The 16,566-nt window shown below is 43.2% G+C and carries 14 protein-coding genes; 2 read left to right on the top strand and 12 right to left on the bottom strand.

The window, feature by feature from the left end; all coding sequences use genetic code 11:
* Window positions 1-25: 25 nt before the first annotated feature.
* Together HMPREF2794_RS18000 and HMPREF2794_RS17995 are read right to left on the bottom strand one after the other, a co-directional pair.
* Entirely contained in the window at window positions 26-706 is a 681-nt protein-coding gene (locus HMPREF2794_RS18000; protein ID WP_010535475.1) for a proline and serine-rich protein 1 family protein, read from the bottom strand.
* 113 nt (window positions 707-819) lie between these two features.
* Window positions 820-1,659 carry a CvfB family protein gene (locus tag HMPREF2794_RS17995; RefSeq protein ID WP_010535476.1) on the bottom strand — a complete coding sequence of 280 codons (840 nt, stop codon included), beginning with the start codon at window positions 1,657-1,659 and terminating at the stop codon, window positions 820-822.
* Window positions 1,660-1,855: 196 nt separating this feature from the next.
* On the opposite strand from HMPREF2794_RS17995, the gene HMPREF2794_RS17990 reads away from it, so the two are divergent.
* Window positions 1,856-2,857, top strand: a complete 1,002-nt coding sequence (locus tag HMPREF2794_RS17990; protein ID WP_010535477.1) for a malate dehydrogenase — start codon at window positions 1,856-1,858, stop codon at window positions 2,855-2,857.
* A 93-nt stretch (window positions 2,858-2,950) separates the two neighbouring features.
* On the opposite strand, the gene HMPREF2794_RS17985 is transcribed toward HMPREF2794_RS17990, so the two are convergent.
* From HMPREF2794_RS17985 to rpoN, 10 genes are all read right to left on the bottom strand, one after another.
* Entirely contained in the window at window positions 2,951-3,376 is a 426-nt protein-coding gene (locus HMPREF2794_RS17985; RefSeq protein WP_010535478.1) for a Fur family transcriptional regulator, read from the bottom strand.
* A gap of 6 nt (window positions 3,377-3,382) precedes the next feature.
* Entirely contained in the window at window positions 3,383-5,338 is a 1,956-nt protein-coding gene (locus tag HMPREF2794_RS17980) for a heavy metal translocating P-type ATPase (protein ID WP_070752129.1), read from the bottom strand.
* Window positions 5,339-5,485: 147 nt separating this feature from the next.
* Window positions 5,486-7,801, bottom strand: a complete 2,316-nt coding sequence (locus HMPREF2794_RS17975) for a GH92 family glycosyl hydrolase (RefSeq protein ID WP_010535480.1) — start codon at window positions 7,799-7,801, stop codon at window positions 5,486-5,488.
* Window positions 7,802-7,938: 137 nt separating this feature from the next.
* A complete protein-coding gene (locus HMPREF2794_RS17970; protein WP_010535481.1) occupies window positions 7,939-8,496 on the bottom strand; it encodes a YdeI/OmpD-associated family protein in 558 nt (185 codons plus the stop codon).
* 706 nt (window positions 8,497-9,202) lie between these two features.
* Window positions 9,203-9,637 (bottom strand): DUF6078 family protein, encoded by a 435-nt coding sequence (locus HMPREF2794_RS17965; RefSeq protein WP_010535482.1) that lies wholly within the window; start codon window positions 9,635-9,637, stop codon window positions 9,203-9,205.
* 104 nt (window positions 9,638-9,741) lie between these two features.
* Window positions 9,742-11,583 carry a 4-hydroxy-3-methylbut-2-en-1-yl diphosphate synthase gene (locus HMPREF2794_RS17960; RefSeq protein WP_070752110.1) on the bottom strand — a complete coding sequence of 614 codons (1,842 nt, stop codon included), beginning with the start codon at window positions 11,581-11,583 and terminating at the stop codon, window positions 9,742-9,744.
* Between the two features lie 118 nt (window positions 11,584-11,701).
* A complete protein-coding gene (purE, locus tag HMPREF2794_RS17955; RefSeq protein ID WP_008763604.1) occupies window positions 11,702-12,211 on the bottom strand; it encodes a 5-(carboxyamino)imidazole ribonucleotide mutase in 510 nt (169 codons plus the stop codon).
* A 112-nt stretch (window positions 12,212-12,323) separates the two neighbouring features.
* Complete coding sequence (gene gcvH / locus HMPREF2794_RS17950) at window positions 12,324-12,704, bottom strand: glycine cleavage system protein GcvH (protein WP_010535484.1); 381 nt, start codon at window positions 12,702-12,704, stop codon at window positions 12,324-12,326.
* Between the two features lie 30 nt (window positions 12,705-12,734).
* Window positions 12,735-13,406, bottom strand: a complete 672-nt coding sequence (locus HMPREF2794_RS17945) for a membrane protein (RefSeq protein WP_010535485.1) — start codon at window positions 13,404-13,406, stop codon at window positions 12,735-12,737.
* Between the two features lie 42 nt (window positions 13,407-13,448).
* A complete protein-coding gene (rpoN, locus tag HMPREF2794_RS17940) occupies window positions 13,449-14,933 on the bottom strand; it encodes an RNA polymerase factor sigma-54 (RefSeq protein WP_010535486.1) in 1,485 nt (494 codons plus the stop codon).
* Window positions 14,934-15,071: 138 nt separating this feature from the next.
* On the opposite strand from rpoN, the gene HMPREF2794_RS17935 reads away from it, so the two are divergent.
* A complete protein-coding gene (locus HMPREF2794_RS17935) occupies window positions 15,072-16,445 on the top strand; it encodes an aminopeptidase P family protein (RefSeq protein ID WP_022301523.1) in 1,374 nt (457 codons plus the stop codon).
* Window positions 16,446-16,566 lie beyond the last annotated feature (121 nt).

Genomic DNA, 16,566 nt, shown 5'->3' with positions numbered 1-16,566 from the left:
ACCGTATCGTTTTTAGTTAATTATATCAGCGTCCTTCGTATTCCCTGATAAAATCGTTCATTTGAGTCTTGTTCTTAGAGAATGTAAGAGTAGCGGTCACCATAAAGAAAGCCTCTTTATCCACAATATTGGGATACATCATTTTCATTATTTTCAATCGTTCATTATCAAAAGTATAGAACTTCACCAATTGGAGACATTGTTCTGATGTAAAATCTGAATTAGTCAATGCAGCAGTTATCAACCCCATACGATCTTTATCAAAAGGCTCATTCTTCACACTATCAAGGAACTTCTTAAAGAGTTGATCACTCATCACTCTATCATAGCGATCATGCTCCGGACGATGTCCACTTTGTCCCGTTCCCGGTCTGCCGGGCCTTCCCGGACGGATATCTCCAGGTTCTTCTACAACGATATCATGTACTCCATTTCCGTTAAAGTAAACACGTTCATTATACAATCTTTCTCCTTTCCAAACGCGTTCTCCCGGACGGGTAGAACGGGAAGCATACACCTCAATCGTATAATTTCCCGGTTTCAAATTGGCAACGAAACAAGTGGTAGTAGGGTAACACATCTGTTTTCCTCCAAAATAAACAAGAATCGGAGTGTCTCCTCCATCAATCCTGATTCCACTGATAGACTGCGCTTTTAAAGAAAGAGCAGCGAGCAAAATGCAGAAACTTATTATTATCTTACGCATAACTTATCTAGTTTTGAAATTATTATCTTTAACTGATATCACAAAAATAGGGTGAGAAAACTCCCCACCCCAATGATTCTCTCTATTCTTGTATAGGGATTTCCCTATTCTGTTTAGGATTCCGCCAAAGTGATGCCATTCTCCTGCAAAGAAATCAACCGCTTCTTATACAAGTCGCCCACCCCTTTCTTGAATGTTTTCTTACTAACGCCAAAAGTATCATAGATATCCTCCGCAGGGCTTTTATCGTTCAGATGGATTCGTCCACCATGCTCTTTGATATAATCCAGCAGTGTCTTCGAGAAATCATCTATTTTTTCGAATCCCGGCTTCTGAAGGATCAAGTCTACCTTACCATCTTCGCGCACTTGTTTCACAAAAGCTCTCATCTGCATACCTGTTTCCAACGTACAGAATATCTCATTCTCATATAGCAATCCGCTATGCTTATTATCTATAATCGCCTTAAATCCCAAATCTGTCTTCTGCCATATCAATATATCCACCTCTGTACCCGGAGCATAATCCGGTATGTCTTTCGACAGATAGCGTTCTACCTTTGCCGAAGCTACGATACGATAGCTTTCATCATCCAGATGTGCATGAATAACATATTTCCGTCCAACCTGCATTTTCATCTTTTGCTCACTGAACGGAACAAACAAGTCTTTCATCAGTCCCCAATTCAGAAATGCTCCGAACTGATTTACCCAAGCAACTTCCAGACAAGCAAACTGTCCCACCTGCACCAACGGGGTCAATGTAGTGGCAATCAGTCGCTCATCTATATCCAGATAGAGAAATACATTCAGCATATCCCCTACCTGACAGCCTTCGGGCACATAACGGGTAGGTAACAAAATTTCTCCTTCTTCTCCTCCATCGAGATACAGACCGAAATCGACCTCCTTTACTACCTCGAGCTGATTGAACTTTCCTAATTCTATATTCATACTTCTATTTATTATATATTCCATATCTTTATAAAGAACAAAGATAATCTATTTTACGCACATCCCTTTCATGCACAGATATAACTTTTCGTTATTAAGGAAAACTATTTTCTATGAACAATCTGACGATTAAGGCGTTATCTTTGTAGCGACAACAAACCAGAACTGATTATTCACCTTATAAACATATATAATTATGGAATTTTTAACCAACGAGAAACTTACGATCGTAGGAGCAGCCGGAATGATCGGCTCTAATATGGCTCAAACTGCCATGATGATGAAACTTACCCCGAACATTTGTCTATATGATCCTTTTGCTCCCGCTTTGGAAGGTGTGGCAGAAGAGTTATATCACTGTGGTTTCGAAGGTGTGAATCTAACTTATACCTCCGATATCAAAGAAGCACTGACGGGGGCCTCTTATATCGTATCTTCAGGTGGTGCAGCCCGTAAAGCAGGCATGACTCGTGAAGACTTGTTGAAAGGAAATGCTGAAATCGCTGCTCAGTTCGGTAAAGATGTTCGCCAATATTGTCCGAACGTAAAACACATTGTTGTTATTTTTAATCCTGCTGATATCACCGGACTGATCACATTGCTTTATTCCGGTCTGAAACCGTCGCAGGTCTCTACACTGGCAGCATTGGACAGTACCCGTCTGCAGAATGAGCTAGTGAAATATTTCCATATCCCCGCCTCCGACATTCAGAACTGCCGTACGTATGGTGGACATGGAGAACAGATGGCAGTATTCGCTTCAACCACTAAAATAAAAGGAGAACCGCTGACTGATTTCATCGGAACTACCCGCCTTCCATTGGCTGAATGGGAAGCTTTGAAAGTGCGTGTAATACAGGGTGGTAAACATATCATCGACCTGCGCGGCCGTTCTTCCTTCCAAAGTCCGGCTTATCTTTCCATTGAAATGATCGCTGCCGCTATGGGCGGACAACCGTTCCGCTGGCCTGCCGGTACCTACGTATCCAATGATAAGTTCAATCACATCATGATGGCTATGGAAACTTCCATTACTAAAGATGGCGTTACTTATAAAGAGGTGGCCGGATCTCCTTCTGAACAGGAAGAACTGGAAAAGAGCTACGAACACTTGTGCAAGCTTCGTGATGAAGTGATCGAAATGGGTATCATTCCGGCCATCAAAGACTGGCATGCCTTGAATCCCAATATTGACTAACCAGTAATCATTAAATAATAAACACCGGAATTCGATGATATTTTTCAGTTCGGATTCCGGTGTTTTTTATTATTTATTCTTATCGATCTGCTATTAATCCCCCACTCTGGAACATCCTGCACAAACTCCCTTTACTACATAATTCACACTATTCAAAGTAAATCCTTTCGGCAGGTCGATTACCGGAATATGAATCTTCTCAAGACAGAATGTCCGATGGCATCTTTCGCAATAAAAATGCGAATGCAGGTCTTTCAGCACACAATTACAAGCATCATCACAAACTGCATATTTCCATGAGCCGCTTCCATCATCTATACTGTGTATCAGATGATGAGACAGGAAAAGTGTAATTGTCCGGGATATAGTCGACTTATCAACCGTATCCAGCAACGTTTCAAGATCAAGCTGAGACACTGCACGTCCCGCTTCCATCATACTCTTTAATATGAGAAGTCTTATTGCCGTCGGCTTGATGTCTCTTTTTGCCAACTTATCCAAATAAACTTTTTCTTCCATATTCTTTTATTTTATCATTTTCTGTATCCTCACAGCATTCATGATGGCAATCAGCGCCACACCGACATCCGCAAAGACAGCTTCCCAAAGTGTAGCCAGTCCACCGGCTCCCAATATCAGCACAAGCAATTTCACCCCAAATGCCAGTGAAATATTCTGCCATACAATCCTGCGCGTCAGTTTTCCTACCTTTATCGCCTCAGCAACCTTAGAAGGCTGGTCAGTCTGTATTACCACATCAGCCGTTTCAATAGCTGCATCACTGCCCAGGCCACCCATGGCAATACCTACGTTGCTTAAAGCCAGTACCGGAGCATCATTCATGCCGTCGCCCACAAAGGCAACCTGATTTTCGGCATGCCGGCGCAATTCTTCCAAATGCTTCACCTTTCCATCAGGAAGCAGATCACCGTAAGCTTCCGAGATGCCCAGCTTCTCTGCAAAGTTACTAACAATACTTTGTTTATCACCGGATAATATCTGAATGTTTTGGATTCCCAGCGCTTTCAAGTTCTGAACAGCTGCCGTTGCATCCTCTTTCAAAGTATCTGATAACAACAGATAACCGGCATAACTGTTCCCTATCGCACAGACAACAATCGTATCTGTGATAAAAAGGAGTTCGGGCGGATACTTTATCTGAAACTTAGCAAGTAGACGGCAATTACCTACCAAGACAGAGACGTCACCCACTGTCGCTTCCAGACCAAGTCCCGCATATTCTTTGCTGTCAGTAACGGGTGGTGAGAGTTCTATATGCCGCAGCTTTGCATAGTTCACAACAGCTTTAGCAATAGGATGCGTACTGTCACGCTCTACCGAAGCGACTAATCTGACAAGCTCTTCCTCGGAAATACCGGGTTCGCATTTACAGGACTGTACCTCAAATGTACCTTTCGTAAGGGTTCCGGTCTTATCAAAGACCACTGTGTTTATTTTTGTAATGGCATCCAGATAATTCCCTCCTTTAAATAAGATTCCCAACCGGGAGGCCGCTCCGATACCACCGAAATATCCCAGCGGAATACTTACTACCAAAGCACACGGACACGAGATCACCAGAAAAACCAAAGCCCTGTACAACCAGTCATTAAAAGCAAACACAAACGGAGGACTTATCAATGAATAAAGGAATGGAAGCAGAACGATCAGAACCGCCAAACCCGTAACAATAGGTGTATAGACACGGGCAAATTTACGGATAAACAATTCTGCCGGAGCTTTACGTTCCGATGCATTCTGAACGAGTTCCAGGATACGGGCAAGGGCGCTCTTATCGAAAGGCCTGGTCACTCTTATCCGGATTACTTTATCGGTAACAATCATTCCGGCAAGTACTTCCTCATTCTTGCGTATGCTACGAGGTACACTTTCTCCTGTCAGTGCTGACGTATTGAACGCTGCTACATCATTCAGCATCATTCCGTCCAAAGGTACACGGCCACCTGTTTTTATTTCAATCGTTTCTCCTACTTTTACCTTCTTAGGATTCTCGACAACTACCCCATTTTCTCTGACGACTGCCGCCTCTTCCGGCCTGACATCTAATAGTGCCCCGATATTACGTTTTGCCCTATCAACAGCCTTTTCCTGAAACAGTTCTCCTATGGAATAAAACAGCATAACTGCTACTCCTTCGGGATATTCGCCAATATAAAAAGCTCCAAGCGTAGCTATAAACATCAGTGTGAACTCACTGAAGTAATCCTTATCCTTTATACTCTCCCATGCTTCTTTCATTACGGGTAAGCCGACCGGGAGATATGCTACAATATACCATATCAAGGAAAAATATCCTTCACGGAAAAAAGTGAAGTCCAAAGCATTCATTACAATTCCACTTATCAGCAGAATAAATGAAAGTCCCACTTTCCAATATTCAGAGAATATCGATTCTTGCTTTTCTATATGCTTTTCAGGTGCACATTCATGTGTATGTGCGCAACAACTACAATGTCCCATAATCATCCTTTCTTTTTATCTGTTGCAAAGGTAGCGAATGATTCGTGCAACAAAGTTGCAAACGTTGCAATTGTAAGGCGGTTTATTTCAGCAACGACACTTGGTGTATAAACAAAATAAATCAAAGCATTTGTGCAGGTTTCCTGCTCAATTAACTCCCCATGATTTATTCGGAGTATCACCTAACTCAATCACCAGATGTCCTCCTTTAACTAATTCTTCATGCGCCAACTGAAAAGAAGAGTGTTCCACTCCGTTCCAGCTTACTCTCTGAATATAAACATTCTTCGGAGAGTTATTAACCGTTTCAATAACAACCTCCTTGCCCGGATAATATCTGTTATCAAGCTGAATGGTAATCTTATCGAATATCGGAGATGTTATTTCATATTGTGGCGTAGTGGAGGCACCTCCCTGCACATCAAACAGACCGATAGCCATCAATACACCCAATGCCCCCATCTGTCCCTGATCTTCATCTCCATTGTATCCTCCAAACGGAGTAATATCACCGAAAACTTCTTTCTTGATGCGTCTCACCCAATATTGCGTAAGCCAAGGTGCACCGGCATGACTAAACAGATGCGCCATGTGAAGAGAGGGCTGATTCTCATAATCAATCCAGTTGTGAGCATGTTCTCCATGCTTACTTATGAAGTTATCCTGTGAAGCCAGTTCAAACTGTTGGTTGAGTTTCGTGACAAAAGCCTCATTTCCCCCTATTAAATAAATCAGATCTTTGATGTTATGGGGTACATAATAGGTAAAAATAGCAGCATTACTCTCCACAAATCCCGGCATGTTGAATCCTTTCCCAATCGGTGAGAAGTTCCTCATCCAAGAACCATCCGTTGTACGCGGACGCATCCATCCGCTTTGTTTATCGTACACATAGCGGTAGTTGAACGAGCGTTGCAAGTATTTCCGGTATACATCTTCTTTTTCCAGTCCTTTGGCGAACTGTGCCATGCACCAGTCCTCGTAAGCGAAGTAAAGAGTCATCGCACATCCCTCCGCATGAGGACTTTTAGTCGTTGGCTCCGGCACAAATCCCTTATCAACGTATTGCTGCATAAAATTACCGGGATTTGTCTTATAGCCTACATAATCACGGATACCACCCGGCTCAGAATTCTTCAAACAACCCTGATAAGCGGATTCTATATCAAAATCGCGGATTCCCTTATTATAGGCAGCCGCAATGAGAGGAGTGGCCTGATCACCCACCATCACATAAGTATAATTACCACCACTGGGGCCGCGAGCAATCATCCCGCCATTCGTATAATAATCCACTAAAGTAGAGACAAATTCACTCATTACTTTCGGATATGCTATCGACCACAATATATTCAGATTAAATTCACTTCCCCAAAAAGCATCCGAATTATATGTATTTCTTGTCGGTGTACCATTATCCAAAGGAACTTGACGCACTACAGGCTCCTCGCCTGTATTATCTATATATTTTCCATTGAAATCCGAAAACGTGTGACGGCCCAGAAGAGAATGCCAAAGGTCTGTATAAAACTTAATCTTTTCCTCTTCACTACCACCTTCTACGGTTATCTTGCCTAGTTCACGATTCCATTCGGCAAAAGCATCCTCTTTCACACGGTCAAAATTCCAGTGGGCAAGTTCCTTTTCCAGATTGATGCGAGCTTGCTCTTCACTGACATAGGATATGCCCACCTTCATCAACAAAGTTTGTTTTTTCAGTTTTCCAAACGAAGCGTATCCTCCGATATCTGCTCCTTCAATTGAGTTTTTATGTACCAGTTTCTTCTCCTTGCCTTCCTTCTCCCAGCCTCCGAATGCTGTCATATTCTGATTGAACCGGGCCACAAAATACACTGTCACCGGCTTTTTGCGACGTGATGTAGGTGCCAGAACAGAATATCCTCCGATTTCTTTTGATGATATCCGGTGAATAGCGGCCTTTTCTGTTTTTCCATGTGCCAGAAGAGCACCAACATCAAAAAGTACATTTGCTTTTTCTCCTGCAGGATAAGTATACCGATGCATACCGACTCTGGATGTAGAGGTCAGTTCCACTCTTATCTGATAAGTATCAAGTTCTACTTTATGATATCCGGGTTTCACTATTTCCGTCTCGTGAGAGTAGGTTGATTTATAGGCATCCATACCTTTGTGTCCCTTTACCTCTCCGGTTGTAGGCATCACCGGGACACCGGCAAGCTGCCAGCAATGTACGTGACTGAAACAACGTATCTCCTTGGAGTTATACAGATAACCTGAATTCCAGCTTCCTTCCGTCCATGTATCCGGGCTCAGACTAACCATTCCAAACGGGCGGGAAGCCGAAGAGAAAAAGAACCATCTCGATTTGTGAGTATCAATCTGAGGACGCACATAATCGACAGGGGTTACTTTCGGTTGCATCGCAAATAAATTTAATGCAATAATCTGTACACAGAAGAATATAGAAATATATTTATTCATTATAAAGTATATTATGTCTTTAAGACCTTCAAGTTGGACAAGCCTAATTATAGAGTTTTTTATTTTTTACGCTATTCAAACAGAACAACAGTAAATATTATGATACAAGTCAGTTAGACGCCGGCATCTAATCTGAATCAATAGTATTTGTCAATTCCACCAAATCCTGCTATTATTTTGTTGTCTTTCGTTTTATTGATAAAGTTATTTAATCGCTTTTCAAATTCTTCAGGTCGTTTCCTCGCTGCTTCAATATATGCTATTCGAATACGTTTATATGCATCAGAAAAACGTTGATAATTTTCCCATATTATTTTATCTTCTTTCAATCTGTCGATTATATCATCTGGAAAGACAAAAGGATCAGACAAAACATTTCGTATTTTATCCTCAAACTTAGGATGCACCATTTTATTTCCCAATAACCACTTAAGTCTTTCTTTGTTGGCTTGTGAGTATGTGCTTTTAGGGTTTCTAGGTGTGAAATGCTGAATTTTATGTTCTTCATCAAGCGACTTTATTGTACTGTCAATCCACTCAAAACAAAGGGCTTCTTCCACAGCGTCATTGTATGTAATACTTTTCTTTCCCGAAGATTTGCCGGGAAATACAAACCAAATTTCATTGGCAGTCTCAAAGTTGTCAATCAGCCACTTTCGCCAATCATTTCTGTCTTCAAAATATTTTATTTCCATTGATATAACAAGTCATTTAAACGAACAATTTTACTGCCTTTACTTTCATAACGAAGCATTTCATCAATTTTCCTTTTATCATAAACAGCATCTGTCCCTGCTATATAGAACTCATATTCTTTGTTACGAAAAACATCCGATCGCACACACCGGTATCCAACGATGCAAAGGCTTACATCTGCCAAATGTACTAAATCTTAGAAAAACAACCCCAAGTTACCTCTTAAAACATTGCTATTTAAGCAATGAAAAGTGATATAGACAGTAGATGTTAGCATCCACATATTAGAGAAGTACAGTTTCAATATCTGTTTCAACCGATGAAACAAAGTGTTCCATGCTTTGAAACAGAGTGTTTCATGCCTTGAAACAAAGTGTTTCGTACGGTGAAACAAAGTGTTTCAAGCTTTTGAAACTGCCTGAAACAAATATCAGGCAGAAATCATCTATATACCAACGACTTATAGCAATATAGCAAAATATTCATTTTACCGTTACTTCTATGCAGAAAAGGAGGACAAACAAAGTGAATAGCCTTCACCTACAGTGATATGGGACGAAGTATGGAGAAACAGGATGTGTAATATAAGGTAGTATTAAAACAACAGACAGTATTGCAGATATCTTAATCTACAATACTATCTGCAACCGTATAATTCATTATACATCAACACAATACACACGATTTGTTACAGATGGCAGATAATTACCACTTATATTCTTCTGTGTAGTACTCAAATGCCGGCTCTTTCTTGATACCTTTCTGACGAAACAATCGACGGATAAATTCCTGTTGTTCAGGGTCAATCGAGTATTCTTTACGATAAAAGCGATAGTATAGCGACCGTCCGAAATGTTGGAGCAGACGGTCTTTAATGGATACAGCATCTTTGAGAGGCACATCATCCAGCAAAGCCCGGACACCCCATGCCACACGTATCTTGCGAATAGACTTATAGAAAGGACAAGCTTTCGCGTCCTCCGGAATACAGTTCGGATTAACTACTGACAGTGTAGGATATTGATTAGTACTATGCACCGCCACCAAACGATGCAAACATTTCTCTCCTTTCGGACAGCAGGCATTGAAGCAGTGGGTATATCCATAGGGCACTGCCTGATAATTAAATTCATCTTCCATTATTTTATTCATGTTTGATATTATGTTAATGATAAAAGAAAAGACAGAAATTGCCCTAAGCAAACTTAAGGCAACTCCTGTCTTAACTATAAAAAATATTCTAATTAAAGCTCTATATCTTTCCGGTCATTCCGAATAAATTCCAGCAGTCTTTCCACTGCTTCTTCTTCCGGAATATTTTTCTCCACACAAACCTTGCCTTTATAAAGACTAATCTTTCCGCGTCCTGCACCTACATAACCGTAATCTGCATCCGCCATTTCACCGGGACCATTCACAATGCATCCCATGATACCAATCTTCAGACCTTTTAAATGCGAAGTAGCTGCCTTGATACGGGCAATCGTCTTTTCCAGATCATAGAGCGTACGTCCACAGCCCGGACAAGAAATATATTCAGTTTTAGAAGTACGGAGACGACCCGCCTGTAAGATTCCGAAAGCGATGCCATCCACTACCGCATGACTCAAACTTCCCTGATTGAACAAGAAAAGACCATCGCAAAGACCATCAAAAATCAATGCACCCATATCTGCAGCAGACTTGATCTGCAAATCCTCGGCATTATCTTCTGCATAATGCTGGAAAAAGACAACGGGATTCTGCAGCCCTTCCGTCATAAGCTGATGCACTAAAGCGCGATGCTCGCCCAAACGATTCGGATGATTGCTTTGAGAAATAATAACTACTTCGGGATGTGCCTTCAGACAGGCAATCACCTCATCCGTCTGTGCCATGTAAGGCATAAACAGGAATTTTAGTTCAGCATCACACCCGCCCATCAACGGCAACTGCACATGATTGAAAGCAGGCCATGTACCGGCTTCTCCCTGCCATACATCCGCATCGAGGATATACTCTACACCTGCTTCCCGCTGCTCGGGCAATGTTCTTCCGGCATAAATGTAATCCGGCGTGAACTGCGGATTTACTTCCGTGCCTCCATCCATCCGCTCGGCTATGACTACAGGAAGATGTTCACCTCCGATATTGCGGACGGCTTGTGTCTTTCTGCGTGAAGGAGACAGATAATTGAATTCCGGCGCATCCATTCCCGGAATAAACGGATGGTCCTGCCTTAACAAGATATAGTCCACCAACTTACGTGCAACCGGAATCTCAGCCTCGGGAGCTTCGCTCAAAGACACACGGATAGTATCTCCCAACCCGTCACTCAGCAAGGCACCGATACCCAAAGCCGATTTGATGCGTCCGTCTTCTCCGTCTCCGGCTTCTGTCACCCCAAGATGTAAAGGGAATGACATACCTTCCTGTTCCATAACAGCAACAAGCAGGCGAACGGTTTTCACCATCACCACCGTATTGGACGCCTTGATTGAGATCACCACGTCTGTAAAATGTTCTTCTACACAAATGCGCAGAAACTCCATACAAGACTCTACCATTCCTTCGGGAGTATCTCCGTAGCGGGACATGATACGGTCTGATAGAGAGCCGTGATTGACTCCGATACGAATAGCCGTATGATTCTCTTTGCAGATATTCAGAAACGGAACAAAACGATCATGAATTTTCTGTATTTCCTGCGCATACTCTTCATCGGTATATTCCAGTTTTTTAAAAGTACGCGCCGCATCTACATAATTGCCCGGATTGATCCGCACTTTCTCTGCGTATTGAGCTGCGACATCGGCAACCTTCGGATTAAAATGTACATCGGCCACCAACGGAACCATATATCCCTGGCTACGCAGTCCGATATTGATATTCATCAGATTCTCCGCTTCTTTAATGCCCTGCGTAGTCAGACGGACATATTCTCCACCTGCATCAACGATGCGTTTGGCCTGCTCCACACAAGCCTCCGTATCCTGTGTAGACGTATTTGTCATCGACTGGACACGAATGGAATTGGGGCCGCCCAACGGCACAGCCCCAATATTTACTTCTGATGTTTCTCTTCGAGAGTAATTGAATAAATCCATTTTTTCAATTGACAATTGACAGTTGACAATTGACAATTGAGAATCGAGCATCAACAACCGGCTCAATAAAACGCCCAAAGCGCCAGCCCATTGTCAATTGTCAATCGTCAATTGTCAATTAATTAGTTTTATATTCAAACTTAACTTCTTTCAGCTCTTCGTTTGCTTTTACGATTTTCTTTTTCAGACCTTCCTTGTAAGCAGCAAAAGCCTCAGCCAAAGCCGCATCACTCAAAGCAAGCATCTGAATAGCAAGGATAGCTGCATTCATCGCTCCATTGATGGCAACCGTAGCTACCGGGATTCCGGGAGGCATCTGGATAATAGAGTAAAGAGCGTCTACACCATCGAGCACAGACCCTTTTACAGGTACTCCGATCACCGGCAGCGTAGTATTGGCTGCAATTACACCGGGAAGGGCGGCAGCCATTCCGGCAGCAGCAATGATTACTTTAATGCCACGGCTACGGGCATTCTTGGCAAACTCTTCCACAGCCTCCGGCGTGCGGTGAGCAGAAAGGGCGTTCATTTCGAACGGTACATGCATATCATTCAGCAGTTGCGCAGCCTTCTCCATAACAGGAAGGTCGGACGTGCTACCCATGATGATACTTACAATTGGAGTCATTTGATTTACAATTTTACGATTTACTATTTACTATTTTACTGTTCAGATACGGACGTTCGGGCATGAAGGCCGGTACGCCGGTATCTGCGAGGCTCGTTGTCTGATAAGGAGTTTATCCGTTGATGACTGCTTTGTATGCTTCGGCATCCAACAGGTCTTCCGCAGCTTTCACGTCAGCAGGTTTCATCTTGATCAGCCAGCCTTCGCCATAAGGATCTTTGTTTACCAACTCCGGATTTTCCTCCAGAGCTTCGTTCTGTTCGAGTATCTCGCCGGCCAGCGGTAAGAAAAGATCGGAAATGGTTTTTACCACTTCAATGGTTCCGAAAGTCTCTCCGGCTTCCAACGTTTCTCCTACAGTAGGGATGTCAACGAATACGATATCGCCCAGTTGTTCCTGTGCATAATCTGTGATACCTACGTAAGCGATGTCTCCTTCTACACGAATCCACTCGTGTTCATTCGTGTACTTTAAATTCTGTGGAAAGTTCATAATAATTAGTTTTTAGGATTTATATTGTTTTTAAAATAAAAAAACTCTGAACATAAAGTTGTACGCCGGATGGAGTACCAAAAAGGCGCATACCAAGCCGACAACAAAACCGGAAAGCACTTCGCCTAAAGTGTGATGTCCCAAAACAATCCGTGCAGAGCCCAATATGCCCGCAATCAGAATAAACAGGCACAACCACACCACCGGATTATAGCTGAACAGTGCACTGAACGACACCAGTCCACCGATAATACCTCCCATTCCTGCCATGTGTTCACTCAGTTTCCATTTCAGATTGACCAGAATGCAAATGATCGATACTACCAGAGAAACAAAAATAATTCCTGTCATATACCAGGGAATATTCAGTTTCCGCATCATCAACAGACAGAATACGTAAGAAATGATAGTCAGCAAGATAGGTACATAACGTTTCTTACGTTCGCTCAGGTCCTGACGGGCAAACCCGTTAATCTTGCGGAACAGGAAAATGGTAATGGTAGGCGTCAGTATGGTGAAGCAATAAACGATTCCCAGCACAATCCCCTTATAGAGTATCGGCATGATACGGAGATAAGAAAACAGGAATAACACCAGAAACGCCAAAAACGGGATAGAAAATGGAGTAAACACGATGGAGGTAACCCGTGCCACCCGCAACATTGTTTTATCCGCTATGATATGCTCTCTTTCTTTATCCATCAGCACCTAATAGTTAATACTTTATAGTTAATACTTTAAAACTCATTTCCTCAGCCTTGCCACCGGTATATTCAGCTGCTGACGGTATTTTGCCACCGTCCTCCGGGCAATAGGATAGCCTTTTTCTTTCAGGATATCTGCCAGTTCATCATCTGTCAGCGGTTTCTTTTTGTCCTCCCCGTCAATGCATTCTTTCAGAATCTTACGGATCTCACGTACGGACATCTCTTCTCCGTCCTCCGTCGTGTAACCATCACTGAAAAAGAATTTAAGTGGATAGATACCGAAGTTAGTCTGTACATATTTGCTGTTGCTGACACGGGAAATCGTGGAAATATCCAGTCCGGTACGTTCTGCCACATCTTTGAGAATCATCGGTTTCAACAGTGACTCGTCACCCTCCAGGAAGAAAGGACGCTGCAAGTCGATAATCGCCTGCATAGTGGTCATCAGCGTATTCTGCCGCTGTTTCACCGCATCAATAAATCCCTGCGCGGCATCCATCTTCTGCTTCAGGAACATCATGGCTTCTTTCGACTCTTTGGACTGGTTTGCCTTATTTTTGGTATGTTCCTCCACCATCTCGGTAAAGTCACGACTCATACGGAGTTCGGGAACATTACGGTTATTCAGGCTTATGTTAATGGTTCCGTCGTCATAGGTGTCCACCAGAAAATCAGGAACTATTTGCTGAAAGCTTCTTCCGATAGCCTCTCCGAGCGAAGCACCCGGACGGGGATTCAACTTGGTGATCTCGGCAATCGCCTCACTGAAAGTTTCTTCTTTCACATCCAGTTTCTTGATGATCTTCTCCCAGTGTTTTCGGGTGAATTCTTCATAACAATCACTGATGATACGTTCTTCCAAGTCCAGTATCGGTGCCGGCTTTTTCTCCTCGCTCTTTTTCCGGAGGATCTGTATCATCAGGCATTCCTGAAGACTACGTGCTCCGATACCTGCCGGATCAAAATCCTGCAAGATGCACAGAGCCTCTTCCAGTTCCTCTTCCGTAGATTCGATGCCGGCATAAATAGCCAGTTCATCGCAGATACTCTCCAGCGATTTGCGAAGCAGTCCGTCGTCGTCCAGCGAACCGATCAGGTATTCTACCAGTTCGCACTGATGTTCGGTCAGGTTACGTTCACGAAGTTGTTCTTTCAGAATTTCATAAAAAGAAGTTGTATCGGAGAAAGGAATATCTTCCGCCTGCTCGTCCCGCGAGCGGTTGTTCTCCTGCAATTTATAGTCGGGAATATCGTCTTCGGTGAGATAATCGCTTAATGAATCATAATCGTTGGCATCGTTATCCATGCCTTCTTCCGAGTTGACATCTTCTGCATATTCATCGGCAGCAGTGTCTTCTTTACCTTCTTCAAGCGCCGGATTCTCCAATAGTTCAGCATGGATACGGTCTTCCAGCTCGACTGCGGGAAGCTCCAACAGCTTCACGACCAGAATCTGCTGTGGCGAGAGCGTTTGTATCTGCTGTTGCGCCTGCGATTGTATTTGACGGGAACCTTGTGCCATATTCGTTTTTGCTTTCTACTGTTTCTCGCTACAAAAGTAACTTTTTAACGAGAGATTACACAGATTAGTGGGATTATTTTTAATCCTATAACACAAAAATCTTTATCTTTGTTGCACGAACTTAAAAATTAGGACAGTATGTTTGCCAAAGAGACGTATATGCAGCGCAGAGCCCTGCTGAAAAAGAATTTAGGCTCCGGAGTTTTGTTATTTCTTGGAAATGACGAGTGCGGGCTGAATTATGAGGATAACACGTTCCGTTATCGTCAGGACTCCACCTTTCTTTATTATTTCGGTCTTTCGTGTGCCGGACTATCGGCTATCATTGATATTGACGAAGATAAAGAAATTATTTTCGGTGACGAATTGTCTATCGATGCCATCGTGTGGATGGGTTCACAACCTACATTACGCGAAAAATGCGAACGTGTCGGCATCAAGGAGCAGATGGCTTCCGCCGATATAGTAGGTTATCTGCACAAATGTGTCCAGAGTGGTAAAGCAATTCATTATCTTCCTCCTTACCGCCCTGAACATAAACTGAAATTGATGGACTGGCTGGGTATACCGCCTGCACGCCAGGAAGGTTCCGTACCTTTCATCCGTGCTGTAATAGCTCAGCGTAACTATAAATCAGCAGAAGAAATCGTAGAAATAGAGAAAGCCTGTGACGTGACTGCCGATATGCACATCACCGCCATGAAAGTTCTTCGTCCGGGAATGTATGAATATGAAGTAGTAGCGGAAATGAACCGGGTGGCAGAGTCTAATAACTGCGAGCTGTCTTTCGCTACGATTGCCACTATCAACGGGCAGACCCTGCATAACCATTATCACGGGAATAAAGTAAAACCGGGCGATTTGTTCCTGATTGATGCAGGTGCGGAAGTGGAATCGGGCTATGCCGGTGACATGTCGTCCACCATTCCTGCGGATAAGAAATTCACAACCCGCCAGCGCGAAGTCTACGAAATCCAGAATGCAATGCATCTGGAATCTGTCAAGGCACTTCGTCCGGGCATCCCTTATATGGATGTATACGATTTGTCCGCCCGTGTCATGGTAGACGGAATGAAAGCTCTCGGACTGATGAAGGGAAATACGGAAGATGCTGTTCGTGAAGGAGCACACGCTTTGTTCTACCCGCACGGATTAGGCCACATGATGGGACTGGACGTTCATGATATGGAGAACCTGGGTGAAGTATGGGTAGGTTATAACGGTCAGCCGAAGAGTACACAGTTCGGACGCAAGTCTCAACGCCTCGCCATCCCACTGGAACCGGGATTTGTACATACAGTGGAACCGGGTATCTACTTCATCCCCGAACTGATCGAAATGTGGAAAGCGGAAAATAAGTTCGCCGATTTCATCAATTACGATAAAGTAGTCACTTACAAAGACTTCGGCGGTATCCGCAACGAAGAGGATTATCTCATCACGGAGACAGGCGCCCGCCGGCTCGGCAAAAAGATTCCGCTGACTCCGGAAGAAGTGGAAGCTTTAAGATAACCGGCTGCTTTACTCAACAAGGCACTAAAAATCACATAAGAAAACGATAAATGCCTGTACTATAATCAAGTATAGGCATTTATCATTTCAGGGGGACGGTCATTTTTTTAAGTATTAGTGT

The sequence above is a fragment of the Bacteroides sp. HMSC067B03 genome (assembly GCF_001811315.1).
GTDB lineage: Bacteria > Bacteroidota > Bacteroidia > Bacteroidales > Bacteroidaceae > Bacteroides > Bacteroides faecis.
This window is presented reverse-complemented; position numbering and strand designations above follow the sequence as displayed.

Coding starts and splice junctions, on each gene's coding strand:
- HMPREF2794_RS18000 (WP_010535475.1), bottom strand. CDS start 706: ATGCGTAAGATAATAATAAGTTTCTGCATTTTGCTCGCTGCTCTTTCT.
- HMPREF2794_RS17995 (WP_010535476.1), bottom strand. CDS start 1,659: ATGAATATAGAATTAGGAAAGTTCAATCAGCTCGAGGTAGTAAAGGAG.
- HMPREF2794_RS17990 (WP_010535477.1), top strand. CDS start 1,856: ATGGAATTTTTAACCAACGAGAAACTTACGATCGTAGGAGCAGCCGGA.
- HMPREF2794_RS17985 (WP_010535478.1), bottom strand. CDS start 3,376: ATGGAAGAAAAAGTTTATTTGGATAAGTTGGCAAAAAGAGACATCAAG.
- HMPREF2794_RS17980 (WP_070752129.1), bottom strand. CDS start 5,338: ATGGGACATTGTAGTTGTTGCGCACATACACATGAATGTGCACCTGAA.
- HMPREF2794_RS17975 (WP_010535480.1), bottom strand. CDS start 7,801: ATGAATAAATATATTTCTATATTCTTCTGTGTACAGATTATTGCATTA.
- HMPREF2794_RS17970 (WP_010535481.1), bottom strand. CDS start 8,496: ATGGAAATAAAATATTTTGAAGACAGAAATGATTGGCGAAAGTGGCTG.
- HMPREF2794_RS17965 (WP_010535482.1), bottom strand. CDS start 9,637: ATGGAAGATGAATTTAATTATCAGGCAGTGCCCTATGGATATACCCAC.
- HMPREF2794_RS17960 (WP_070752110.1), bottom strand. CDS start 11,583: ATGGATTTATTCAATTACTCTCGAAGAGAAACATCAGAAGTAAATATT.
- purE (WP_008763604.1), bottom strand. CDS start 12,211: ATGACTCCAATTGTAAGTATCATCATGGGTAGCACGTCCGACCTTCCT.
- gcvH (WP_010535484.1), bottom strand. CDS start 12,704: ATGAACTTTCCACAGAATTTAAAGTACACGAATGAACACGAGTGGATT.
- HMPREF2794_RS17945 (WP_010535485.1), bottom strand. CDS start 13,406: ATGGATAAAGAAAGAGAGCATATCATAGCGGATAAAACAATGTTGCGG.
- rpoN (WP_010535486.1), bottom strand. CDS start 14,933: ATGGCACAAGGTTCCCGTCAAATACAATCGCAGGCGCAACAGCAGATA.
- HMPREF2794_RS17935 (WP_022301523.1), top strand. CDS start 15,072: ATGTTTGCCAAAGAGACGTATATGCAGCGCAGAGCCCTGCTGAAAAAG.